General features: G+C 39.9%; 25 protein-coding genes and 1 pseudogene. 5 read left to right on the top strand and 21 right to left on the bottom strand.

Annotation, left to right across the window (positions count from 1 at the left end):
- Positions 1 to 2: 2 nt before the first annotated feature.
- The 3 genes from BM086_RS22095 to BM086_RS13800 form a co-directional block, all read right to left on the bottom strand.
- Positions 3 to 866, bottom strand: coding sequence for a hypothetical protein (locus BM086_RS22095; protein WP_330391609.1), 864 nt, complete (start codon positions 864 to 866; stop codon positions 3 to 5).
- A 200-nt stretch (positions 867 to 1,066) separates the two neighbouring features.
- Entirely contained in the window at positions 1,067 to 1,435 is a 369-nt protein-coding gene (locus BM086_RS21000; RefSeq protein WP_330391608.1) for an iron-containing alcohol dehydrogenase, read from the bottom strand.
- A 10-nt stretch (positions 1,436 to 1,445) separates the two neighbouring features.
- Positions 1,446 to 2,006: a TetR/AcrR family transcriptional regulator gene (locus BM086_RS13800; RefSeq protein ID WP_022779431.1), complete on the bottom strand. Its 561-nt coding sequence runs from the start codon at positions 2,004 to 2,006 to the stop codon at positions 1,446 to 1,448.
- Positions 2,007 to 2,117: 111 nt separating this feature from the next.
- Between BM086_RS13800 and BM086_RS13795 the strand changes: the two genes are divergently transcribed.
- On the top strand, positions 2,118 to 3,143 hold the full coding sequence (locus BM086_RS13795) for a sugar phosphate isomerase/epimerase family protein (protein ID WP_242952208.1): 1,026 nt from the start codon (positions 2,118 to 2,120) through the stop codon (positions 3,141 to 3,143).
- 260 nt (positions 3,144 to 3,403) lie between these two features.
- Here BM086_RS13795 and BM086_RS20995 read toward each other — a convergent pair whose 3' ends face one another.
- The 5 genes from BM086_RS20995 to BM086_RS13770 all read right to left on the bottom strand — a co-directional run bounded on the left by BM086_RS20995 (position 3,404) and on the right by BM086_RS13770 (position 4,948).
- Positions 3,404 to 3,577, bottom strand: a complete 174-nt coding sequence (locus BM086_RS20995) for a hypothetical protein (protein WP_175560282.1) — start codon at positions 3,575 to 3,577, stop codon at positions 3,404 to 3,406.
- Between the two features lie 161 nt (positions 3,578 to 3,738).
- Entirely contained in the window at positions 3,739 to 4,149 is a 411-nt protein-coding gene (locus BM086_RS13785; RefSeq protein WP_092327757.1) for a peptide deformylase, read from the bottom strand.
- Positions 4,149 to 4,379, bottom strand: a complete 231-nt coding sequence (locus BM086_RS13780) for a hypothetical protein (RefSeq protein WP_022770129.1) — start codon at positions 4,377 to 4,379, stop codon at positions 4,149 to 4,151. Before BM086_RS13780 ends, BM086_RS13785 begins: the two co-directional genes overlap by 1 nt.
- Positions 4,380 to 4,394: 15 nt before the next feature.
- Positions 4,395 to 4,748, bottom strand: a complete 354-nt coding sequence (locus BM086_RS13775; RefSeq protein ID WP_092327754.1) for an arsenate reductase family protein — start codon at positions 4,746 to 4,748, stop codon at positions 4,395 to 4,397.
- A gap of 17 nt (positions 4,749 to 4,765) precedes the next feature.
- On the bottom strand, positions 4,766 to 4,948 hold the full coding sequence (locus tag BM086_RS13770) for a hypothetical protein (RefSeq protein WP_092327752.1): 183 nt from the start codon (positions 4,946 to 4,948) through the stop codon (positions 4,766 to 4,768).
- A gap of 422 nt (positions 4,949 to 5,370) precedes the next feature.
- On the opposite strand from BM086_RS13770, the gene BM086_RS13765 reads away from it, so the two are divergent.
- The 3 genes and pseudogenes from BM086_RS13765 to BM086_RS13755 form a co-directional block, all read left to right on the top strand.
- A complete protein-coding gene (locus tag BM086_RS13765; RefSeq protein ID WP_092327749.1) occupies positions 5,371 to 5,607 on the top strand; it encodes a hypothetical protein in 237 nt (78 codons plus the stop codon).
- 266 nt (positions 5,608 to 5,873) lie between these two features.
- Complete coding sequence (locus BM086_RS13760) at positions 5,874 to 7,646, top strand: methyl-accepting chemotaxis protein (RefSeq protein ID WP_092327747.1); 1,773 nt, start codon at positions 5,874 to 5,876, stop codon at positions 7,644 to 7,646.
- 129 nt (positions 7,647 to 7,775) lie between these two features.
- Positions 7,776 to 7,967: pseudogene (locus BM086_RS13755) on the top strand (IS110 family transposase); the annotation flags it as partial.
- A gap of 208 nt (positions 7,968 to 8,175) precedes the next feature.
- Here BM086_RS13755 and BM086_RS13745 read toward each other — a convergent pair.
- The 13 genes from BM086_RS13745 to pfkA all read right to left on the bottom strand — a co-directional run bounded on the left by BM086_RS13745 (position 8,176) and on the right by pfkA (position 21,688).
- Entirely contained in the window at positions 8,176 to 8,625 is a 450-nt protein-coding gene (locus BM086_RS13745; protein WP_092327741.1) for a DUF4869 domain-containing protein, read from the bottom strand.
- 84 nt (positions 8,626 to 8,709) lie between these two features.
- Positions 8,710 to 10,281 (bottom strand): ATP-binding protein, encoded by a 1,572-nt coding sequence (locus BM086_RS13740; protein ID WP_092327738.1) that lies wholly within the window; start codon positions 10,279 to 10,281, stop codon positions 8,710 to 8,712.
- A 270-nt stretch (positions 10,282 to 10,551) separates the two neighbouring features.
- Positions 10,552 to 12,123 carry a lysine--tRNA ligase gene (lysS, locus tag BM086_RS13735; RefSeq protein ID WP_092327735.1) on the bottom strand — a complete coding sequence of 524 codons (1,572 nt, stop codon included), beginning with the start codon at positions 12,121 to 12,123 and terminating at the stop codon, positions 10,552 to 10,554.
- 111 nt (positions 12,124 to 12,234) lie between these two features.
- Positions 12,235 to 12,720: a transcription elongation factor GreA gene (greA, locus tag BM086_RS13730; RefSeq protein ID WP_092327732.1), complete on the bottom strand. Its 486-nt coding sequence runs from the start codon at positions 12,718 to 12,720 to the stop codon at positions 12,235 to 12,237.
- Positions 12,721 to 12,846: 126 nt separating this feature from the next.
- Positions 12,847 to 13,824, bottom strand: coding sequence for a tRNA dihydrouridine synthase DusB (gene dusB / locus BM086_RS13725; RefSeq protein ID WP_092327730.1), 978 nt, complete (start codon positions 13,822 to 13,824; stop codon positions 12,847 to 12,849).
- Between the two features lie 13 nt (positions 13,825 to 13,837).
- The gene (locus BM086_RS13720; protein ID WP_242952207.1) at positions 13,838 to 14,326 is read right to left on the bottom strand and encodes a DUF6145 family protein; all 489 of its coding nucleotides are present in this window, start codon (positions 14,324 to 14,326) and stop codon (positions 13,838 to 13,840) included.
- 88 nt (positions 14,327 to 14,414) lie between these two features.
- Entirely contained in the window at positions 14,415 to 15,230 is an 816-nt protein-coding gene (locus BM086_RS13715) for a type III pantothenate kinase (protein WP_092327728.1), read from the bottom strand.
- Between the two features lie 127 nt (positions 15,231 to 15,357).
- On the bottom strand, positions 15,358 to 16,230 hold the full coding sequence (locus BM086_RS13710) for a biotin--[acetyl-CoA-carboxylase] ligase (protein ID WP_092327726.1): 873 nt from the start codon (positions 16,228 to 16,230) through the stop codon (positions 15,358 to 15,360).
- A gap of 59 nt (positions 16,231 to 16,289) precedes the next feature.
- The gene (gene argF / locus BM086_RS13705) at positions 16,290 to 17,279 is read right to left on the bottom strand and encodes an ornithine carbamoyltransferase (protein WP_092327723.1); all 990 of its coding nucleotides are present in this window, start codon (positions 17,277 to 17,279) and stop codon (positions 16,290 to 16,292) included.
- Between the two features lie 170 nt (positions 17,280 to 17,449).
- On the bottom strand, positions 17,450 to 18,574 hold the full coding sequence (locus BM086_RS13700; protein ID WP_092327721.1) for a cell wall hydrolase: 1,125 nt from the start codon (positions 18,572 to 18,574) through the stop codon (positions 17,450 to 17,452).
- A gap of 366 nt (positions 18,575 to 18,940) precedes the next feature.
- Entirely contained in the window at positions 18,941 to 19,735 is a 795-nt protein-coding gene (gene proC, locus BM086_RS13695) for a pyrroline-5-carboxylate reductase (protein ID WP_092327718.1), read from the bottom strand.
- Positions 19,736 to 19,739: 4 nt separating this feature from the next.
- Entirely contained in the window at positions 19,740 to 20,543 is an 804-nt protein-coding gene (locus BM086_RS13690) for a TrmH family RNA methyltransferase (protein WP_092327715.1), read from the bottom strand.
- 176 nt (positions 20,544 to 20,719) lie between these two features.
- Positions 20,720 to 21,688, bottom strand: a complete 969-nt coding sequence (gene pfkA / locus BM086_RS13685; protein ID WP_092327712.1) for a 6-phosphofructokinase — start codon at positions 21,686 to 21,688, stop codon at positions 20,720 to 20,722.
- A gap of 224 nt (positions 21,689 to 21,912) precedes the next feature.
- Here pfkA and BM086_RS13680 point away from each other — a divergent pair, with 224 nt between their 5' ends.
- Positions 21,913 to 25,452, top strand: coding sequence for a DNA polymerase III subunit alpha (locus tag BM086_RS13680; protein ID WP_092327709.1), 3,540 nt, complete (start codon positions 21,913 to 21,915; stop codon positions 25,450 to 25,452).
- Positions 25,453 to 25,586 lie beyond the last annotated feature (134 nt).

The following is a 25,586-nucleotide window of genomic DNA, read 5'->3' as shown; positions in this document are numbered from 1 at the left end:
CATCACTTCTTGTTCAGCCTGTACCCCACAATAGCGCCAACAATACCGCCTAAAACATGCGACAGATTGGAAATGTTATCCTGCAGGAACAGCCCTTCATCTACCTGCTGCCCCAAGAAAACTATAGTCACCAGAATAAATGTCAGCGGAATCTCCCCATTCTTAAAGCTTGTAAACGATGTCAAAAGAATAAACGCAAACACCACCAGCCATCCACCTATAATAATTCCCAATATCACCTTTATAGCAATATCCCGCCTTAGATCATAAAATTTCACCTTCCCCAGGCCAATTAGAAGCACCCCTATCCCGACAACAACATAGATAAGAGGAAATAACTGAAATAATAAAACTCCAGTTTCTATACATCCCCCAAATACAAAGCATCCCACCAAAATAAACAAAACACCTACAACACGGAGCTTAAATCCAGCATTCCAATCAATGTATGCAGAATTCCATACACCTGGACGATAGAAAAAACCATTGTTCATCAGATATTGTTCTATAATGGAATACAACTTTTGAGCATCATAGCTGATATTAGGATAATCCTTCGCATCAACCTTTTTTCTCCAAGGCAGATTATCCGAAGCCGAAACCGAATACACGGTTTTCGTTTGCGTACTCGTCGGTGGAGTATAATCATAACGCTGTGCTGTCATTTCGCCACCGCAAAAGGTCTTGTTTTTTCGAAGCTTGTACTTCACAGAAAAAGATCGTAGCTTCTTTTCATCCACATTCTGAGGCACCTCTTGTACCTTCCAGTGTCCAATAACCGTATTCCCTTTTACTTCTACAACAAATGGGTATTCCTCAGAGTTTAAATCCCTAACAATTGCCTCTTTTAATTCTTCACGTTCCATTATCGTGGCTCCAACATTTTTCTTTTTATTTTATCTAATACTATCCAATCACTTTTTAAAGAACTTTGTCCGTGTGATTATCACAAAGAAAAGCACATCAATTACTATTTCAACAAAAATTGGGTTCATCACAAACCTTTGATGCTGCAACTGAGCAGGATAAAAATACAGCGGCAAATGCCACACACCCCAGATAAATCCTATAAATTGTTATGTGCCATCATTCCTGCCCACATTATATTCGCTCTTGCTTCATAATTATCAGGATTTTCTATTACTCGTGGACCTTCGTGGATCATAAGGAGCCCTTCTATAAGTCTGTCTGTTACTTCAACATCCTTTGAATTTGTAAGATATCTCTCATGTAAATGCGCCATGATATCAGTATCAGTTATACCGGCTGCGATAGCTTTTGAAGAATCGATTACGCTGCCACCGCCATAATGGATAAGAACTTTGCTTCCGCCAAAACGCTTAACATATTTCCCGGCGTCATTCTCTGTGTCTTTTCCAAAGGCAAAAAAGTTGGTGAGTAAAAAGTAAAGTTTTCCATAGCATTCTCCTTTCATTTACTACAATTCATATTCCTATTACTCTTCCGGATGCATTTAATATTAAACTGCACATTTTCTGACAGCTAAGGCTGCATCCGTCAGATATCCAGTCGCTTATCATTTTGACACTTCCGTGTAAAACATAGGAGGACAGATATTTTTTTTCATATTCTGTGATAGATGAATTACGCATAGATGCCAGCACAAATTTATTAAAATCCGGTAGTAATGAGCTTATATCTGATATAGGATTTAAGTTATCTTTTCCCAGAAATAAGATAAAAAAATCCGCATTGTCTTTTATGAACTGAAGTGCATTCACCAAATCATCAGCTATTTTCCGATCCTCGGCTAAATTCTCCATAAGCAGAGCGGTTGTTTTAGATATATATATTGAAGCAATTTCGTTTAACACGTCATATTGACTGCCATAATATTTATAAAAAGTTGTCCTGTTTATGCCGGCTGTCATACATAATTCCTTTATAGTTATCTTTTCTATAGTGATATTTCCAAGCATTTGTATAAGGGAATTTCTTATACGCTCTTTTGTATGTAAAATCTTGGTCTCTCCGGAGGCAGTCATTGATACTCCTTTTCTGAAATCAACAGAAGTAAAATATTTGTCGGTTGAAATCAACACATGATGATTATATTATAAGCAAAAATAAACCGAAAGGAAATATAAGTATCTAAAATGAGAAAGTTAAATGAAAAAAAGCCGCTGATATTCACCGTCTTAATTGCCGTGTTGTGCATGATTATTGCCTTTTTGATAAGAAATATATATCTAAATGCCACAGCAGGACCTTATGAAGTTACAAGAAAAGAAATAGCTGATTATTTCAGTGCACAGCTTAATACTCAGGAGAATACTGTAATAAAAGGTGTGCAGCAGATTATGCTCGGTACAGTATCAGATAATTACGACACTACGCTTGACGCTTTGAAACATGTTAAGGCTGCCGGATATGATTATATAGAGATAAATGATTTCATGATAGAAAAATCTTCTTTTATAGTAAAGCTTTTGACAAAATTTGGTGGAATGGACATAGGAAACAGCGGTAATCAGGATTGGCATACGCTTATTTATGAGAGCGGGCTCAAGGTAAGCAGTATGCATTCAAATCTCGGTGCAATAGAAGCAGATCCTGAGAAAGTTGCGAATCTTGCAAAAAGCTATGGCACAGACGTAGTTGTTATAACAGGAATGTACAGGTTTGATTATAGCGATTTAAACGAGGTTGAGAGTCTGGCAGAGCGGTTAAATACTGCAGGAAAAGCTCTGAAAGAACACGGCGTAAAGCTTTTATATCATAATCACAACTGTGAATTGCAGAAGGTTTCAACGAATAAGACAGCTTATGATGTGATTATAGAAAACACTGACGGTGAATATGTGAATTTTGAGCTGGACACATATTGGATGACTGACGGAGGAGCTGACGTCTATCCAATAATAGAAAAGCTCGGTTCACGTCTTAAGTACTGGCATATTAATGACAGAGGAAACACTCAAAAAGGACCATATATGACACCCATCCTTAAAGAAAAGGCCACAGAACTTGGAAAAGGCAATATGAATCTTAAGTGCCTTTCTGAAGTCATAAAGGAAAAGGGTGTTATGGCAGTTATTTTGGAAACTCACATGAACTGGATTGACAATGATCCGGTAAAGAGTATCGAAGTGAGTTCCGAATTCATGAATAAATATTTTTAAACGTGGTTGAGATGAGGAAGATAATGCTATGCGCAATGTCTCCAATGATGCATAAATCCACATATTTTTTCATTTCTTTGATCGACAATCCGGAATTACTGAGACATTCCAAAAGCTTGGCCCACTGCATATCCATTCCGCAGATGAATACATGCGCGAGATTCATAAAGAAGGCGGCTACAAGGCTGCGCTATCTCTCTAATATCATAATGGGGCTGTCGCACTAATTTAGTGTGGCAGCCTTTTTGACGCCCTGCCCCTCAGGCATCTTCACAGAAATGTTTCTCCCAGACTTCCTGATCGCCGGAATGGCCAAAGAGCCCCACGCTGATGACAATGTTTCCCTCAAGCGTGAGCTTTTTCTGAGCCTCCATGAACTGCTCTTTAAACCTGGTACTTCCACACAATGTTATTACCGGATACTTCCCCTGCATATTTTCTCCTCGTGCAAATTTAATCGGTATTTAATATATATTTCAATGCAATTACTGTATGATAGAAGCACCTCTTGTATAGGTTTTGGGATGCCTATACATATCATAAGACAGGCCGATGCAAACCGTTTTCCGGTTCCCTCGCATCGGTCTGAACTCGTTTATATAAGGATTCCCTCAAAATGGTCGATCTCATGCTGGATTATCTGAGCTGTGAAGTCCTTGTACTTCCCATGCTGAGGCTTGAAGTCCTGATCAAGATAATCCACCTCAATCTCCTTATATCTGGTGCAGGGTCTTACTCCATCGAGAGAAAGACAGCTCTCTTCTGTCTGATATTCTCCACACTTCTTGGTAATAATAGGATTCACCATAGCAAAATGGAATGGTCCCATAGCCACCACGATAATTCTTTTCTTCACACCAATCATGTTGGCGGCCATGCCAACGCAATGCTCCTGCTTGGCTCTTAATGTATCAAGCAGATCTACAATAACCTGCTTGTCAGACTCTGTTGCATACTCTGACTTTTGCTGCAGGAACATTGGATCCCTAACAATCTTTTTAACCATTAGGCTTCGTTCTCCTCATCCATATACAGTTTAAAAAATCTTGCCATTAGCGGAATATATGTCAGAAGAAATGTTATTCCTGCAAGTCCGTAGACTTTTCTTTTGTTCTGTGGTCTAACAAGCATTCCAAGCATAATGCCCAAAGAAATTAGGCAAAACTTCAGAACTGAAAACAATTTCCAATCACTCGATTTTATGTAACGGTCAGCAACTTCAAAGATCTTGTCCATAAAGACCTCCCATCATTATAAGCACGCCTCTTTCCATTCATCCTCTTTAAATCCGCCAAGCACTTTCTTGTCAGTAATCAGTAATGGTCGTTTTACAAGCATTCCATCCGATGCCAACAGGTCTAACATCGCATCATCACTCATTGTCGGAAGTTTTTTTGACAATTCCATTTCCCGATACAGCTGTCCACTGGTATTAAAAAACTTTTTCAAAAGAAGCCCACTCTTAACATTGAGATCCTTTATCATATTGCGGTCCGGGTGCTGCTCCTTAATATCAAGGCTCTCGTACTTAATACCATTGTCATCAAGCCATTTCAGTGCCTTCTTGCAAGTAGTACATCTAGAATAGCAATATACTTTTACCATGATTCATGTCTCCTATCTCATTTTCCTGATGGCCATTCTGATCCAACATCTAATCCATTCTCTGTAAGCCAGTCATCTTCCACTGATACGAGCTTTTCATTTCCGGCATCATCTACAAGCGTAACTGATACCTTCGGCTTCTGTCCTGGCTGCAGTTCTTCGCAGCCATAATCCCCATCAAAAATCTGCTTAATCTTCATTTAAAACCTCGTTCCACACTTAGAACAGAAATCAAAATCCTCTGTCGTCTGTAATTCCCATGATAAAAAACATACCACAAAACTCCTCCGAAACAGATACATCCATTATAACCCCAACGGCCCTATTCATCCCACTATAAATGAGCAAACATAAAAGTACCCATATCGGCAATTTTTTCATTTTTTGCCAATATGGGTAAACAATTACATATCAGGGATTTAACAGGGAAATAACAAAAGAAGAAGTTGAGCAGAGGATTTCTGATAACGCACTGGAGAAAGTTCTCCATAAAGAGCATGTAAAGAAGGGGGATGTCCTTCTTATAACTCCGGGAACACTTCATGCAATAGGAGGAGGGATCCTTCTGGCTGAAGTTCAGCAGAGCTCAAATGTAACCTACAGAATTTCTGATTACGGACGTGTGGGTTCAGATGGCAAGACCAGGCCTCTTCATATCAAGCAGGCGCTGGATGTTACTAAGCTTGTAAGACCGGAGAAATATGTCTCCCGGGACGGATATCTTCTCAGTTGTGACTACTTTGTAGTGAGTCATGAAGTCATTACTTCAGGGGCGTCCTATAAAGGAGATGCTGACGAGAGGTCTTTTGGCTCCATAGTTATTCTCGAAGGATGTGCAGATGTTATATGTCAGGGATAATGCATCAGAGCTAAAAAGGAGAGTCGCTGTTTGTGACTGCGGTAAGCGGAGAATTTACAATAGACGGAGATGCCGAGGTCCTTATCACCTTGGTTCCGTGAATAAAGCAAAGATTGTACAGGTAGCTGGTAAGGCTGCCTGTTTTTTTGTGTTTTTATGCATTTTTTATTTAATTTTATTAAAAAAATATTAAACGTAAAACAATGCATTATTTAGCTATATAATGTATATAGGTGGATATTTATTATATTGAAAGGAGTGTCGCTATGTCAAGGACAACTGAAAACAAGAATAAGGTCAGTTTTTTCAAATCTATTCCGGTTCAGATTTTGTTCTTTAATATTCTGATGTTGCTGGTATTTAACATAGTAAGCTACATTGTTAACGATGGAATATCATCCATGTCTGACAGTGCTCAGGGTATAATTGCCGGAGTAACCGAGCTGGTTCATAAAGAGGGAACAGTTAAGGAAGATCTGGCCAGGATTGAAGGAACGATCCAGAGCGCAATGGGACTATGGTCATATTACACTGATGCTGATAAAGAGAGAATCGTAAGCGAGCTTAAATCCTACGAGAGCGAAATGACCACTCTTGTAAAAGAAATCGGCGATGAGTTTACTATATATGGCAATCCAAACGCAACGACACAGCTTGATGCTTCGGCAAAGGCTCTTATTGCGAACGTTGATGAAGTGTTCAATATCATGATGACAACCGGCGATGTACGTGTTGCCTCGGAGATACTTACCGGAGATTATGTAACTAACATGGAAGGTGTCAAAGCAGGCATGACAACCCTTGATGCATCGGTGGATGCACTTCAGGGTAATGTTTTAAATTATATGGCACAGTCAAAAAGTAAGATAACTGTCATGAATGTAACAGGAATGGTTGTGTTTATCGTGTGCCTTCTTTTGAACCTCTATGTTTCATTTGTTCTTATCACCAAAGTTATTGTTAAGATTTCCGACTCTGTTCAGGAAATTATAAATGATATCAACGCCGGAAAGGGTGACCTTACAGCAAGAGTAAATGTTAAGACCGGAAATGAGCTTGTATTTATAAGAGACGGCATAAATGATTTTATTGAAACCCTGCAGGGCGTAATGAAAGATGTTAAGAGCGGAACACTCATTCTTATAGATTCCGCAGACAAGATGACCTCACAGATTGCTTTGGCTAACGACAACATCACCAACACATCAGCGGCGCTTGAGGAGCTTTCAGCCAGCATGGACAATGTGTCAACTACAGCTTCTCATATTAAGGAGCAGCTCAATGATGTAAGAGATGCGGTGGAGAGCATCAATGATGAGGTTGCTTCAGGAAAAGAGCGTGCAGGCGAGATCCAGAAGGAAGCTGATACCATTAAGAATGAGGCTATGCAGAAGAAGGAGAATACAGGTGCCAGAGTTGAGGCGCTCAGCAAGACCCTTGATGAGTCAGTAAAAGAAAGTGAGCAGGTTAATCAGATCGGAGAACTTACCAAGGTTATCCTCGATATAGCTTCCCAGACAAACCTTCTTGCACTTAACGCCAGCATTGAGGCTGCAAGAGCAGGTGAAGCCGGCAAGGGCTTTGCGGTAGTTGCGCAGGAGATCAGTGCACTTGCCGATAACAGCAGACAGACAGCCGGAAATATTCAGACTATAAGTGAGAATGTGACAAAGGCTGTTCAGGAGCTTTCGAATAATGCCATCGAGGTTGTAGATTTTATCAACAATACTGTTATTGCCGATTATGAAGCCTTTGTTGAGACAGGAGAGAAATACGAGAGTACAGCAGAGATAATGAATGAAATTCTTGAAGGCTTTACTGAGAAGGCAGACTCTCTTGATAACACTATGCACAGCATGGCAGACTCAATTCTTACAATCACCGATTCCGTTGAAGAGTCCACACAGGCCATCAGCCTTTCAGCTTCCAACTCTACGGAGATTGTGGGAGAAATTCAAGAAATCGGAGAGGCCATGGATAATAACAATCAGGTTACGAACAAACTTAGCGATAGTACAAAGAAGTTTATAAACGTATAATACTATTTGATAGTTTTTTAATAAAAATAGTACACCAAATGGTGTACTATTTTTATTGTAGTTTTTTGTGAGGAGGAAAAGGGATATGAATACAAAGACATGGGTTATAACAGTTGGAGGAGGTTCAGAATGATTAGTGTTGGAATTGATGTATCAAAAGGAAAAAGCACTGTCTGCATACTTAAGCCGTATGGAGAAATAGTGTGCAGTCCTTTTGAAATGCAACATGTTGAGAAAGGGCTAGACGGACTCGATAGTATTCTCCAGAAGTTAGATGGTGAAATACGTATAGTCATGGAAGCAACGGGCATGTTTAATCTTTTCAATTACCTTTGGCGCTTTATAATAATCATTCAGTTTAGTCTTTGAGTATTTATAAGCTGTCTTTACACTATGCTGCACTATAAGTTCAGTCTTTCCGCTTGCACTATCTCCTTGCAAAATAGTTATATTCCTCTTAACAGTGAGAAAATAGTGTGCCTTGTTGTTATATACCTCAATATCGTATTTTCCTACCATGATGCACTTCCTATATTAAGTGATTGTCTAGTACTGCTTCTGCAAGCTCAAGACCATTATGTACTGTTTTGCCCAAATTCAAGATTTCTATCTCAAAATCCCCTTTACCAAAGTCCATCAAATACCCCAACCTGATTGTAAGATCCTTTTCTTCAGCAATCTTCAGAATCCATTTTGCACAGTTATCCCCACAAGCAGACGCATTGAAAATATGTTCTGAATCATTATTCATAAGGATTAAAGTCTTGACTCCACCAGAAAGCCTCTCAACCGGAATAGATCCCAAAAAAGGACTATCAATTACCTTAGGACCAATAACATCTGATCTGTCGACGTCCTTTATCATCTGGACAGATAACTGATCAGTAATCCATTCATCCTCATAGCTATTGTTAAAAAAGACATCTGGATTAAAAATATAGTTATCTGCTTCTAAATCTCCATAGTATATTTTAAGCATATTTACCCCTGTCTACTGTTTTTATCTCTATTATTGTTTCATTAGTGAATGATTCGCATGAAAAAAAAATATCACCATCTATTTTTATTCCGCAACCTCCCATCCGGTAAGCATTCTGCTAGCAGAGTCAAAAGCAACTCCAATTTTATATAGTTTTCTGGAATCAGCAGAAAATGGCAATGCATAGTCTTTATCATCAATCTGCTTAAGCGCAGCCTCAGCAGTATCATCACGCTTAAACTCAAAGAGATAAATATAATCCTTTGTCTCAAGTTTACAATCTATACGGCCTGTATATGTATGCATTTCGCAGAGGGTAAGTTTTCCAAGCAAAGTAAACACTAAATAAATAACCGCCTGGAAATAATGCTCAAATGGATCCTCTTGTATTGTGTAAGTTATATTGGCAAAAAGAGATACCAACACGTCTTTTATTTTATCAAGGTCTCCATTTTCCACATATTCATCCAATGAAAAAATGTCAAGCCCACTCCCCGCTGTTGCTTTGGGTATATATGATGGCATCAGGCTCTCCAAAAAACCATACTTTACTTCGTCATTAGGGAAACTCAATGTATATCTCTTTTTCGTTTTATCATATTCTTCTATTGTAAGATATCCTGTCTGATATAGTAATGGAATGAGATCCAATGAATCTCCGGTGTAATCTTTTAAAATTGCTTCACTGGCATAAATTGTATGATCTGTAAATTTTCTGAGATCAAAACTGCTATTCTTAACCCTCTTCACAAGATAAGTTGGTGTTCCCGTTTCAAACCAATATGATCCAAACTCTTTTGTTGAAAAGGCAGTTAACAAGCTATAAGGATTAAATACCCCAAGTCCTCGAGGATGAAAATGATATCCATCATATTGTCTTTTTAGAACATTCAGACATTCATCAGATTTTATTTCCTGTCTTTTAGATAATGTCTCTAGCTCCGGACTAAAATATCTCTTTATTTCATCGCCAGTAATCCCGCAGAGTTCCGCATAATCCTCGTCTAAAGAGATATCCCTAAGCTGATTTAAATCACTGAAAATACTCACTTTGTGAAACTTTGATACTCCAGTTATAAAAATAAACTGAATATAATCATCAAAACTTTTTAAAGTACTAAAAAATCCTTTAAAAAGAGCTTTGTTGTATTCCTGCATGTTTGTATCATCTACAACATCCAAAAGAGGCTTATCATACTCATCAACTAAAACAACGCATCTAAGGCCGGTCTTCTCTTTTGCCTTGATTAGTAACTTTTGAAATCTTTCTGCCAATGTATTATTCTCATTCACTGAGTCATACTCTTTTTCCCAACCCTGAAGTAAAAATGAGATTTTTTTATCCAGTGCTCCTTCTTCATTATAATTTGCACCATTAAAGTCAAAATAAAAAACAGGATATTTTTTCCAGGCATTTGCATTTCCTTCTTCGAGTCTCTCTATATCCAATCCGGAAAAAAGCTCTCTTTTTCCCTCCCAATATGCCTTCATGGCCGACAATAACAGACTTTTTCCGAATCTTCTGGGTCTGCTCAAAAAATAGGGTACATTATTGTGAACGAGATTATATATATATTCAGTCTTATCTACATAAAGAAAATTATCTGTCCGTAATTTCTCGAATCCCTGAATCCCAACCGGAAGTTTTCTATCCACCCCAAAATCCTCCTCTATAATGATGGCAATGAAATCTTATACCTTCTCCTGCCATCAAAAATAGTCTGTCAGAATATATTATACACTTTATCTGCGCTATTTTCGCATTTATTCATTCGTATATCCGCAAATGTGATTTCCGGCTTTTAGTGCTTTCATCACATAATATACAACAAAAGAGCGGTTCGTTTATTCACGAATCGCTCTTTTATCTCTATATAAAATGAGTTTTCCTATTATATTAAAATCCGCACGAATACTGCTCTCAAATTACTTTTTTACAGATTTTAAAGTTGGAAAGAGCAAAACATCTCTTATGGTTTCGCTGTCTGTGAGAAGCATACACAATCTGTCGATTCCGTAGCCGATACCGCCGGTTGGAGCCATACCAATTTCAAGGGCATTTAAGAAGTCCTCATCTGTGTGCTCAGCTTCTTCATCGCCTGCTGCCGCATTAGCATCCTGTGCAGCAAAACGCTCGCGCTGATCGATAGGATCGTTAAGCTCAGAATATGCATTACACATTTCCCATGTATTGATAAAGAGCTCGAAACGCTCAACCTTCTCAGGATCAGAAGGCTTCTTCTTTGTAAGAGGTGAAATAGCAAGAGGATGATCCATGATGAATGTTGGCTGGATCAGATTCTTCTCACAGAACTCCTCAAAGAAGAGGTTGATGATGTCGCCCTTAGTATGACGATCTTCAAATTCAATGTGGTGCTCTTTAGCAAGTGCCTTAGCTTCTTCATCAGACTTAACTGCGTCGAAGTCAACACCGGCATATTTCTTGATGGCATCATTCATTGTAAGACGCTCGAAAGGCTTTCCAAGGTCAATCTCGTTGTCGCCATACTTGATGAGAGTTGTTCCGCAAACTTTCTCAGCAAGGTAACGGAACATTGATTCTGTAAGTTCCATCATTCCTTCATAATCTGTGTATGCCTGGTAAAGCTCCATAAGTGTGAACTCAGGATTGTGACGGGTATCAACACCTTCATTTCTAAATACACGGCCAATCTCATAAACTCTCTCAAGACCACCAACAATAAGTCTCTTAAGGTAGAGCTCAAGAGAGATACGAAGCTTTCTCTCCTCATCAAGAGCATTATAATGTGTTATGAAAGGTCTTGCAGCTGCTCCACCTGCATTCTCAACGAGCATAGGAGTCTCAACCTCTAAGAAATCTCTATCTGCAAGAAAGTTTCTGATCTCACGAAGGATTGCGCTTCTCTTCTTGAAAGTTTCCTTTACTTCTTCATTCATGATGAGGTCAACATATCTCTGTCTGTAACGGATTTCTGTATCTGTAAGTCCGTGGAATTTCTCAGGGAGTGGCATAAGGGACTTAGATAAAAGAACAAGCTCTTTTACATGAACTGAGATCTCACCTGTCTTAGTTCTGAAAGCAAATCCCTTTACTCCGATAATATCGCCGATATCCATCTTCTTGAAATCAGCATAAGCCTCATCTCCAAGATCATTTCTTGAAACATAAAGCTGCATACGACCATCTCTGTCCTGAAGATTAGCAAAAGAAGCCTTACCCATTACACGCTTACTCATCATACGTCCTGCAAGAGATACAACCTTCTCTGATGGGATATCTGAAAGAGCTACTACAACTGCCTTTCCTTCCTCGTCTACAGGTGGAACAAACTCAAGGTTCTCAAAGTTATCTCTGATATCCTGTGTATGATGTGTCTGATCATATTTTACAATCTGGAAAGGATCTCTTCCTGCTGCCTGAAGTTCTGCAAGCTTATCTCTTCTGACCTGACGAAGACGCCCAACGTCTTCCTGTGGTGCGTTCTGCTGATTATTCTGCTGATTATTATCTGCCACTTTTTAATCCTCCTAGTATTCTTCAAGTCCTTATCTTATAAGAGCCAGCGAATGTTATATAATCGCTGGCCCCCAATATTTAACAAAATTTAAAACATTCAAAAACTGAAATCAGCCTTCTGATCTCTGGATCTCAAGTACTTCATACTTAAGAACGCCTGCCTGTGTCTCAACAGAAACAACCTCGCCCTTCTTAGCACCGATAAGAGCCTTACCTACAGGAGACTCGTTAGAAATCTTGCCCTTAAGGCTGTTAGCTTCTGATGATCCTACGATTTTATATTCAAGGTCCTCATTGAATTCAAGGTCACGAATCTTAACCTTACAACCAATGCTGATCTTATTAAGGTCAACATCTTCTTCAACTACTACTTCAGCATTTTTAAGAATTTTCTCAAGAGCTTCAATTCTTGCTTCGATATCACGCTGCTCATCCTTAGCTGCATCATACTCAGCGTTCTCTGAAAGGTCACCCTGTTCTCTTGCTTCCTTGATCTTCTCAGCAACTTCTTTACGCTTTACGACTTTCAACTCATGAAGCTCATCCTCATATTTCTTAAGACCTTCATAAGTTAAAATATTCTTCTTCTCTTCCATCTAAAAAACCTACCCTTTCCAAAGATTAAAACATAAACTCTGATATATAAAAATCAATGATAATTATAAATTCCCTTTTTAACTTTGCTATTATACAGTTTAAATATAATCATGTCAATGTAATAATCAGATTTTGAAAAGCTTAGCGCATGCTTCCTTAAGAGAGTCCATGTTCTCCATCTGATTTATCTCATTACGGAATTTAGCGCTTCCGGGCATTCCAAATGTATACCATGAGACATGTTTTCTCATCTCTCTTATTCCGGTATATTCACCTTTATATTTAAGCTGAAGATCTGCATGTCGTATCACAGTATCATAGATTTCACGGTTATCAGGTCTCGGGCAGGAGGCTCCATCTTCGAAATAGCTCTTTATCTCTCTGAAAAGAAAAGGATTCCCCTGGGCAGCTCTTGCTATCATAACTCCGTCGCATCCGGTCTCATCAAACATTCTCTTTGCGCTTTCACCATCTGTGACATCACCGTTTCCGATAACCGGTATCTTTACATTTTCTTTAACCTGTCTGATTATATCCCAGTCTGCCTTGCCGGAATAATACTGCTCCCTTGTCCTTCCATGAACTGCAACTGCTGCCGCTCCACCTGCCTCAGCTGCCTTGGCACACTCTACAGCATTTACTGTCTTTTCCGTAAAACCTTTTCGTATCTTGACCGTAACAGGTCTGTCTGATACCTCGACAAGCGCTCTGACTATTTTTTCGATGAGTTCAGGATTTTTCATAAGAGCAGAGCCCTCACCGTTTCCCACAACTTTCGGAACCGGGCATCCCATATTTACATCAAGGATATCGTAAGGTCTATCCTTTATCATTTCTACTGCCTGCTGCATTATCTCCGGTTCAGAGCCAAAAAGCTGCAGTGAAACAGGATGCTCATTTTCATGAATTTCCATCAGCATACCCGTATTTTTGTTTTTATAGGTTATTGCCTTTGCGCTGACCATTTCCATGCATACAAGGCCAGCCCCCATTTCTTTGCATAAAATACGAAACGGCAGGTCTGATACACCTGCCATAGGACCAAGTATTATATTATTTTCCAAAACTACGTTGCCTATCTGTAGTTTTCCGTAACCTGCCATTAAAACTCCTTACTTACTCTTCTTCCCCAAGAATATCTGCGGGATTTTCGTGAAGAACATATATCCTGTAATATAATCCCAATGCTTCAAAAAGATCCTGTCTCTTGCGGCGAACCTCGCCAACTAAGAGACCTGCAGTAATCTCATCATAAGTAATATCTTCTTCATCAGCATTTGTCTCTATGCTTATCGTTCCGTCCTCTTCAAAAACAATCGTAAAGATTCCGCCTGCCTCCTGAGTAAAAAGAACACTTATAATATTCAGTTCTTTTTTTATGCTCTCTGGAACCTGTCTGAAAAGAGGATTAAAATAGTACTTCTGCTCATAAGCATTCGCTCCGCAAAGAACTACTCTGCCGCCTGCTGCCGCCTCAAAAACTCTTCCCTTGTTGGTCTTATGCATTTCGCCTATAGTATACTCATCCTTCTTATCTTCTGAAGGTTCATATCCGCCTTCTTTAAATTCTTTTTTAAACTCTTCTTCAAAATCCTTTGCACTCATGTATCTTATCCTTTTATTTATAATCCTGATACAGCCTCAAAAAAATAAACCTGACTATATTAAAGTGATATTGTATCAGTAACAAATATTACTCCGGAGCGTTCTCGTTTTCAAATTCTTTTAACTGAGGTTTGCTTCTTCTATTCTTATCGTAAAGAATCTGTAGTCCCCTTAAAGTCAATATCGGATCGTAAACATCAATCTCTTTAGTTTCATCCGTAATAAGTCTTCCCAGTCCTCCTGTTGCCACAACCTTCGCATTTAAAAGACCTGACTCTCTTTTCATCTCACTAATAATATATTTACTCTGGCCGATCTGTCCATAGATAAGTCCCGCCTGCATACTTGAAATTGTCTCTTTAGCAAGTATACTTCTGGGATTCTTGATCTCAATCTCAGGAAGCTTTGCGGTATCCTGCCAGAGAGCTTTCGCAGAAATGCGAATTCCGGGACAAACAACACCCGTAAAGAATTCGCCTTTTTCATTAATCATTATGTAAGTTGTAGCTGTACCAAAATCCACAACTATCACCGGACCGCCATACAGAGCATATCCGGCAACTGCATCAACGATAAGATCCGGACCGATTTCTCTTGGATTATCAACAGCAATCTTTATGCCGGTCTTAATCCCCGGGCCCACAAGATATGGCTTTTTTCCGATATATTTAACGATCGCATTAACAAGGGCATGCATTACCTTTGGAACAACGCTTGCGATCATTACGCCTTCAAGCTTGTCTTTATCAATTGCATTTATATTCAAAAGCGCCAATAGCTCCAGCCCATATTCATCGGAAGTCCTTATTGTCCCGGTAGTCATTCTAAAAGAACTGACAAGTTTCTCGCCTTTAAAAACACCATATGTAATATTTGTATTTCCTACATCCACAACTAAGATCATGTCGTTCTCCATTTGCTTTTGCCATTATACCCGCAACAAATCTGCACATAACTGCCTAAGTAAATATAATTACCGGTCTCAATACTATTTCTATCTGCAGATTATTATCATTCATAGCCTCACTGGATCATGTATATCCATACAGTCCTCTGACTGAAACTTCTCCAGCGTTTATGTTAAACTCATTGCCTTCAGCATCTGAAACCACAAGCGCTCCAAAGCTATCTATTCCATGTGCGATGGCTTCATAAGCTCCCTTGGGATCCATGACTTTTACCAGTTTTCTTCTGTTTATAAGCCTGTTTTCATACTGTTCCCGTAAAAGAGAAAGATCATACGTCCTATTATACTTTTCATAGTTCTCTTCAAATCGGCCCATACAACACGCCACAACTTTGCTTCTGTCAAGTTTTACTCCTGTTGTAGAAAGGATTGATCCTGCAATATCTTTGATTTCCTCAGGAAATTCAAGCATGTTTACGTTGATACCAACACCGATGACAACATCTTTTATTGTATTATCATCATTCATATGTAGTTCAGTCAGTATACCACAGATTTTTTTTCCTGCAATAACAATATCATTTGGCCACTTGATCTGTGGAAAAGATTTACTCTCTGAGAGTATGAGTCCCGGAAAATAGACAGTAGTTGATTTGCTTAAATTTACATCCTGGCACTCAACAAGCGCATCCTCAATACCTTCCGCTACTGAAAGTCCCATTATCAGTGTCAGCATCGATATTCTCTCAGGTGGCGCAGTGGGCCTTATCAAAAGACTCATTGCAATATTTGCGCCATCAGGCGTCTCCCAGCTTCGGCCTCTTGATCCTCTCCCTCTTATCTGTCTGTCGGCAACTACAAGCGTGCCACTTGGCGCTCCGCTTTCGCTAAGCTTCTTGGCATCGTCATTAGTTGAACCTGTTTCTTCTTTAAAAACAATATTTCTCCCTGCCCAGTTAGTTCTTAAACTTTCTTCAATCGTCTCCTTCGTAAACATTCTCTATCCCCTGCTATATGATGTCATTCCTAATCTGTCAAAACCCTCAATAGTCACTGTTAACGTTTCAATGTTGCAAGCATAACCGCCTTGATAGTGTGCATTCTGTTCTCTGCCTCTTCAAAAACAATGGATCTTTCAGATTCAAATACTTCATCTGTTACTTCCATCTCGTTAAGGCCGTATTTTTCCTTGATTTCTTTTCCAATTCCTGTATTAAGGTCATGGAATGAAGGAAGACAATGCATAAATACACATTGTGGTCCGGCATTGTTCATGATATCCATTGTAACTCTGTATTTCTCCAGGTCACTTATTCTCTCTTCCCAAACACTGTCAGGCTCGCCCATGGAAACCCAGATGTCTGTATATATAACATCGGCACCCTTTGTTCCTTCGATAGGATCCTCCGAAAAATCAATTACTGCGCCTGTAGACTCTGCGATTTCTTTGCAGGTCTTAACAAGTTCCTCGGAAGGATAGTATTTCTTATTGGAAACTGCTGTGAAATGCATTCCCATTTTTGCACAAAGCACCATTAAAGAATTTCCTGTATTGTATCTGGCATCACCCATATAAACCAGGTGCAGGCCTTTTACCTTGCCAAAGTGCTCTTTAATAGTTAAAAGATCTGCAAGCATCTGTGTAGGATGGAATTCATTGGTAAGTCCGTTCCACACAGGAACTTTGCTGTATTTAGCAATAGTCTCCACGATTTCCTGTTCAAAGCCTCTGTATTCAATTCCATCGTACATACTTGAAAGAACCCTTGCAGTATCTGCAATGCTCTCTTTTTTACCTATCTGAGAATCATTTGGATTAAGATATGTTGAACCCATACCAAGATCACTTGCAGCCACTTCAAAAGAGCATCTTGTTCTTGTGCTGGTCTTTTCAAAAATAAGAGCTATGTTTTTTCCCTTAAGCTCATCATGAAGAATACCGTTTTTCTTTTTCTCCTTAAGCTCAGCAGCAAGTTCTACAAGATATTCTATTTCCTCAGTTGAATAATCAAGTAATTTAAGAAAGTCGCGTCCGTATAGATTCATACCCTAATTCCTCCTGTGAATGATCGTTCCTTATGTAGCAATAAAGGACCGCATAATTATGCAGTCCTTTACATGATATCATATTATGACAGTTCCTAAAACACTGTATTTATAATACTTTGCGGACTTACGAACTGAGCGTATTCATATGGTAAGGAACAAGTAATACATCACCAGAATACATGAGCTCCGATGATTATTCCGTCTCTGCCATTCGCCCTTCTAAAGTGAAGCGCTGATCCAACAGTTGTTTCTCCGTTTAACGCTGCCTGTGCAGCCTGATAATTCATATCGTAAATCTTACCGCTGTTATAAACCCGGGCAACAGTTCCATTGAGTGCAGGAGTAAACTGTCCTGAAGCATAGATAACGCTGTATATGCTATCCGGATAAGCTCCGCTTCTCACACGATTAAGAACCACTGCTCCTACAGCAACTCTTCCTTCATAAGGCTGATTTCCTGCCTCACACTGAATAAGTGCAGCCAAAAGTTTAAGTTCGTCGGCATCTGCGCTGACTGCTCCCTGATTCTTGGTAAGCGCAGTTTTCTTTTTACTCTCTTTTTCTTTCTCTTCTCTGATCTTGATAGCCGCGATTGTCTCGCCCTGGTCAATCTTAAACTCAGTCGTCACATACTCCGACTGAACATAACCGGTCTCATCGTTGTAATCAACGCTTATCCAGCCATTGCCAAGATCTTCAACCATATCAACAAAAGCCTTCTCAGTGAGAACTCCCAGTACCTCAGCCTTATCGCTTGGCTCTTTTCTCACATTGAGCGCGCTGTTCTGACTTGTGACAATCTGCTTGCCAACATCAGATGCAGCCTGCTTGGCATCCTCACCGAAAAGAAGATATTCATCATTGGCCCATCCAACAACATCGCCTGACTGAATCTTGGTCCAGCCATCCTTCCTCTCGAGGATCTTACCTCCGCAATCTTTGTAAAGGACGCCCACTTTAGTACTTTCTTCCTGGGGCTCCTCTCTTACATTCATGATGCTGGAAACGTTAGTCATAACAAGCTTAGACTCAGTTTCTTCACCTGAAGTATCATGACTTTCGTAATCTGATCTGTCCATATTTGTCGCAACAATAACCTCTGTAGCATTGCTATCAATGCCAAGCGGTGAAATAGGACTTATGATGTTTGAAATGCCGGCAGCAACCTCTGAAATAGTACTGTTACCTTTAGCATTTACAGTTAATCCGTGGGAAATTGAAAGAACAAAGACGAGACTGCAAACAGTAATAAGTCTCCTTCCCCCTCCGGACAACTTTATTGCTTTTTTCATACTTTTGCTATCCTCAACTATTTTTTGTCGTAAGTAACTCTTCTAAATTCTAAATGTTACAAAATTATTTCGATTTGTTACTAGCTCGAAAACATAAAAATATTAACAAAAATTTTGAATTATGTCAAATTTTAGTTTTATTTAATTAGTTTTTTTATCAATTTTAAGTTTAATTTCTATTGCTGTTTTTCCGTTTTTTAGCTTTTATATTGTCGTTATATAACATATATTGAATAATAAAAAGAACGATCTTCCTTACCTGCAATTCATCAAAATTGGTAAGAAAAATCGCCCTTTCAATTTAACATAGAATAAAACCAACTACTTGAATAATAATACTTGTAAATATGTCGTTTACCTCGACATTTATAGACTCTTACTTTTATTTATGCATGCTTCAACAGCTTCAATTACAGCTGATCTGAAACCTTTCTCTTCTAGCTTTTTAACTGCCTCGATTGTTGTTCCTGCAGGTGAACATACCATATCCTTAAGTTCACCCGGATGTTTACCTGTCTCGAGAACCATTTTGGCGCTTCCAAGGACAGACTGCGCTGCAAATTCATATGCCTGCTTTCTGGGCATACCACCGGCAACTGCCGCATCTGCCATAGCTTCTATGAAAAGAAATACATATGCAGGGGAAGATCCGCTTATTCCAACAACAACATCCATCATTGATTCAGGAACAGTATAGGCCTTGCCAAAGCTTTCCAACAGTTCCAAAACAAAGTGAAAATCATCATCAGTTACATTGTCATTCCTGCAGACTGCAGAACACCCTTCAAGGACAAGTGCCGGAGTATTTGGCATTACTCTGATAAGTTTTACAGGCTTTTCAAATTCTTTTGCCAGCCAGCTGATCGTCTTGCCCGCAGCAATGCTGACCACAACCTTATTCTCATCAATACTGTCCATAATATCTGCAATAACCACTTTGAGATATTGAGGTTTTACAGCAAGAAAAATGATATCCGCTTCCTTTGCAACTGCTTCATTAGAACTTCTGGTCTGAATACCATATTTGTTCGCCACCTTAAGGCGTGTTTCCTCTGTAGCCGCAGTTCCTATAATCTCATTAGGTCCTGTTAAGCCCTTTGCTAAGATTCCACCGATCATAGCCTTTGCCATGTTACCAAGTCCAATAAATCCAATAGTCATTTCTTTAGCCCCTCCTTTGTCTTGAAGCCTCAAAAGTTAGTATTGCGGAAGAAGTAGCTGCATTCATAGACTCAACTTCTCCCTTCATAGGAATCAGTATATATGTATCTGCTGCATCTGCAGTTTCTTTTGTCAGTCCATTTCCTTCATTGCCGATAAGAAAAGCTGTAGGTTTGGTATAATCAAGCTCATCATAGTTCTTTTCACCCCTAAGGTGTGCCGCATAGGTGCGAATTCCTTTTTCAGACAGCTTTTTAAGCACATCAGGCATAGTATCAACATAAATGAACGGCATTCTGAAAATAGAGCCCATGGTAGAGCGAATAACTTTGGGATTATATATATCAGCAGTTCCCTTGCTCATGATAACACCGGTAACGCCCGCGCCTTCTCCGGAACGAAGCATTGTGCCAAGATTTCCGGGATCTTGAATATTCTCAAGCACAAGCATAAGCGGAACAGGGTTTTTTTCGTCCTTGCTATACCCTTCCATAACTTCGTCCATAGTATAATGATACTGACTTATAACTGCAAGAACTCCCTGGGGAGTCTGTGTGTCAGCCATTTTCTTCATTACATCATCAGAAACAGTTTCTGCACCATATCTCCAAAGAATTTCCTTATCATCTTCACTTGCTTTATCCAAAAAGCGCTCAGTAACATACACTTCATTTACCTGTAATACCGGCGCTTCCCTAAGCATTTTCATGCCCTCTATAACAAAAACATCCGCGTCTTTTCTGGCTTTGCTTTTTCCCATATAGCTTACCACCTTGCGGACTCTCTCATTGCTTGTGCTGGTTATCATAAAAAATCTCCAAATTAGCTGTTTTTCGTTCCTTTTTTGACCGTAGTACTAGTATAGCACACCGAAGTATTTGCGCAACAGTCGCATTCCTATTCAATAAAAAACCAAGGTGGCCGTCTCCATTGACCGGAGGAAAACCACCTTGGAAATACTTTAGTTATAAGATATCCGATTTATTAAAGAATTCTTGCAATCTCATACATGTATTCATTGATGTTCTTCTTCATTGCAAGAGCCTCATCAATGTCATAGTCAACAAACTGACCATTGCGGTAACCAACAACTCTGTTAGTCTTACCTGCTGCAAGAATATCTGCTGCATAGCAACCCATCATTGAAGCATAAACACGGTCTTTACATGTAGGGCTACCACCACGCTGCATGTAACCAAGAATTGATGCTCTTGTCTCTAATCCTGTAGCAGCCTCGATACGACGAGCCATTGATGTTGAGTGACCAATTCCCTCAGCATTAACGATAATGTGGTGTGTCTTACCCTTCTTACGATTATCGATGATATTGTCGATAATACGCTGTTCGTTATAATCATATTTCTCAGGAAGAAGGATATCATCTGCGCCGTTGGCAATTGCGCACCAAAGAGCGATATATCCTGCATGACGCCCCATAACTTCAACGATACTTACACGCTCATGTGATGATGAAGTATCACGGATCTTGTCAATGGCTTCCATTGCTGTATTAATAGCTGTATCAAAACCAATTGTATAATCAGTGCATGAGATATCAAGGTCGATAGTTCCAGGAATACCAACAGTATTGATTCCCTGCTGTGAAAGCTTCTGAGCTCCACGGTATGAACCGTCACCACCGATTACGATAACACCATCAATTCCATGCTTACGGCAAATCTCAGCACCCTTTGCCTGTCCTTCAGGTGTAGTGAATTCCATACATCTTGCTGTACCAAGAATAGTACCGCCTCGCTGAATGATATCAGCAACGCTTCTTCTGTCCATGTCCTCGATTTCTTCGTTAAGGAGTCCCATGTAACCTTTCTTGATACCCTTAACCTTAAGTCCGTTTGCAAGAGACTTACGAACAACAGCTCTGATAGCCGCATTCATTCCAGGTGCATCACCACCACTAGTAAGTACGCCAATAGTTTTGATTTGCTTTGCCATATTAATATCCTCGATTCTATATATCTTTATCATTTAATGATAACAGTTTGCCATATTCCCATTTATATTATCGCAAAGTTAGTGTTTTCGCAACGTTTCTGAAAACGATTTCAAAAAAAATTTATGATTTATTTACTCAACAGCTTTTTAAGCTCCTCTGTGGTATTATATGATGTAAGGTAAACACTAAAATTTGCCTATAATTACAGTAAGGAATAGAGATCATGTCTTTTGCACATTTACACGTTCATACAGAGTATTCTCTTTTGGACGGTTCAAATAAGATAAAAGAATATGTAAAAAGGTTAGGCGAGCTGGGAATGACAGCCGGCGCCATAACTGACCATGGTGTCATGTATGGTGTAATAGACTTTTACGAAGCCTGCAAAGAAAACGGCATAAATCCGATCATCGGCTGCGAAGTCTATGTCGCCCCGGGCTCCCGTTTTGAAAAAGAGGCCGCTCAGACAGATGACAGATATTATCATCTGGTTCTTTTGGCCGAAAACAACATTGGTTATTCCAACCTTTCACATATTGTAAGCCGTGGTTTTACCGAAGGATATTACTATAAGCCCCGTGTAGATATGGAGCTTTTGGAAAAATATCACGAAGGAATCATAGCTCTCAGTGCATGCCTTGCCGGCGAGATACCAAGAAATATAATCAAGGGGGCTCCTGCAAAGGCAAAAGAAGCAGCAATGCGCCTTGACGGCATCTTCGGACATGGCAATTTTTTCCTGGAGCTTCAGGATCATGGCATTCCCGAGCAGCGCGCCGTCAACAGCACGCTTATGGCACTTTCACAAGAGCTGGATATTCCTCTTGTAGCCACAAATGACTGCCACTATACCTACGCCGATGATGCAGAAGCTCATGACCTTCTTTTATGCATCCAGACGGGAAAAAAAGTGTCTGATGAAGACAGACTGCGCTATGAAGGCGGACAATACTATGTAAAAAGTGAAGATGAGATGCGTTCTCTTTTCCCATATGCGCTAGAAGCTATTGAAAACACGCAAAAAATCGCTGACAGATGTAATGTGGACATTGAATTCGGAGTGACGAAATTGCCTCATTTCGAAGTTCCCGAAGGATATGATTCCTGGACTTATCTTAATAAGCTTTGCCTTGATGGCCTTCATGAGCATTATCCAAACGATGATGGCTCTTTAAAAAAGCGTCTTGATTATGAGCTTGGTGTCATCCAGAAGATGGGATATGTGGATTATTTCCTTATTGTTTGGGATTATATCAACTATTGCCGCGAAAATGGCATCGCTGTGGGTCCGGGGCGTGGTTCTGCTGCTGGTAGTCTTGTATCCTATTGCATGCATATAACCAACATAGATCCGATAAAATATGATCTTCTTTTTGAACGATTCCTTAACCCTGAACGTGTATCCATGCCGGATATTGACGTAGACTTCGAGTATGAACGCCGCCAGGATGTTATTGACTATGTCACTTCCAAATATGGCTCTGATAAGGTTGTCCAGATCATCACCTTTGGTACGCTTGCTGCCAGGGGTGTTATCCGCGATGTTGCCCGTGTTATGGACCTTCCTTACAGTTTTGGCGATACCATCTCCAAAATGGTCCCAACAGAGCTCAATATGACGCTTAACAAAGCTTTGGAAATGAATCCTGAACTTCGCTCACAGTACGAAAACGATGAGACTGTACATAAGCTTATCGACATGTGCAAAAAGCTTGAAGGTCTTCCAAGACATACATCAATCCATGCTGCCGGTGTGGTAATCTGTCAGGCTCCCGCAGAGGATCTTGTGCCTCTTTCACGCTCGGCAGAAGGAAATATAACAACCCAGTTTACCATGACAACTATCGAAAGACTTGGTCTTCTTAAGATGGATTTTCTTGGGCTACGCACTCTAACTGTCATCAAAGATGCTACTGAGTTTGCTAATCGTTCAATTGGCGCAAAACCAGGCGATTCCAATTTTATTGACATAGACAAGATAGACTATAATGATCCGGCTGTACTTGCTTCTATCGGAACCGGTCGTTGTGATGGTGTTTTCCAGCTTGAATCCGGGGGAATGTCCAACTTCATGAAGGAACTTAAGCCGCAGTCTCTTGAAGATATCATTGCCGGCATCTCCTTATACCGCCCGGGGCCAATGGACTTTATTCCTAAATATATTGCAGGAAAAAATGATGCCGCTTCCATAACCTACCAGACACCTGAACTTGAACCAATTCTCAAACCAACCTACGGCTGTATCGTTTATCAGGAGCAGGTTATGCAGATTGTTCAGCAGCTTGGCGGCTACACTCTTGGCCGAGCTGACCTGGTTCGTCGTGCCATGAGTAAAAAGAAACAGCATGTCATGGAAGTTGAACGTGAAAACTTCGTAAACGGAAACTCAGAAGAGCATGTTCCAGGATGTGCCGCAAAGGGTATCGAATCCGATGTAGCAAATGCAATTTATGACTCCATGATGGATTTTGCGAAATACGCTTTCAACAAATCCCACGCTGCCTGCTATGCTGTAGTTGCGCTTCAGACTGCATGGCTCAAGTACTATTATCCGGTTGAATTCATGGCCGCTCTCATGACTTCAGTTATCGACAATCCCGGAAAAGTATCAAGCTATATCATGAGCTGTAGAAATATGAATATTTCTCTTTTACCTCCTGATATCAATGAAGGTTTTAACGGATTCTCCGTAACCGAAGTTGATGCTTCTAAGACGGATAAACCAATTCCCGGAGCTGTGCTCACAAGTGCTCCAGGCAAAAAGAAAGCCATACGCTATGCCCTTACCGCCATAAAAGGTATAGGAAGGCCCGTTATCTCTTCTATTGTAAAAGAGCGTCAACTGCACGGAAAATTTAAGAATATCAACGATTTTCTTACAAGAATGCAGGGCCGTGAAAATGATGTAAACAAGCGCGCAATTGAAAACTTTATAAAAGCCGGAGCATTAGACTGCCTTGGCGGGACGCGCAAGCAACACATGACCGTCTACAGTCAGATAATGGATCAGCTCCACTCCTCAGGAAGAAATTCCATGGCAGGTCAGCTTACTCTTTTTGACCTCGCAGGTGAAAGTGCCAAAAAGCAGTTTGAGATTCCTCTTCCAAACGTAGGCGAATTCCCAAGAGAGCTGATGCTTGAATTTGAAAAAGAGGTCCTTGGCATTTACATTTCAGGTCACCCTCTTGAAGAATTTACTGCCATGTGGAAAAAGCGCATTACCAACACAACAGCAGATTTTTACCTTGATGATGAAACAAATATGCCTGTTGTTAAAGATAATGCCAACGCGCGGATAGGTGGAATAATTACAGAAAAAAAGATTAAATACACTAAAAATGACCAGATAATGGCATTTCTCACGCTTGAAGATCTTGTCGGAACAGTGGAAGTTATCGTATTTCCTAAGACTTATGAAGGGAACGCCCCACGCCTTAACGAAGAATCAAAGGTATTCATAGAAGGTCGTGTGTCAGTGGAGGAAGATAAAGATGCCAAACTCATTGCCACAAAAATTCTTCTCTTTGACGAAGTTCAAAAAACAGTTTGGCTGCGCTTTGCAGATAAAGATGCTTATGAAGCCAAAGTTGATGCCATAAACAGGATTCTTTCGCAAAGTGATGGACGGGATGAAGTTGCAATATACTTAAATGACACCAAGCAGATAAAGAAACTTGGAAAGTCCCAGACAATCAAGGCTGATAATCAGACTCTTTCTGAACTGAATGATCTTTTGGGCAAACAAAATGTTCAAGTGACTTGATATGCAATAAAGAATGTTGCGCGAGTGCGCATCCATTGCAAAGCAATTCTACTGAAATTTCACATTAAAACAAAAGACGTTCTCTCGCGGATTACAGTTCAATCCACGAAAGAACGTCTCTTTTTATATCCAGG

This window comes from Butyrivibrio sp. YAB3001, from assembly GCF_900112195.1.
In the GTDB taxonomy this organism is placed as follows: Bacteria; Bacillota; Clostridia; order Lachnospirales; family Lachnospiraceae; genus Butyrivibrio.
The sequence above is the reverse complement of the archived record's forward strand: the minus strand, read 5'-3'. Positions and strand labels throughout refer to the sequence as shown.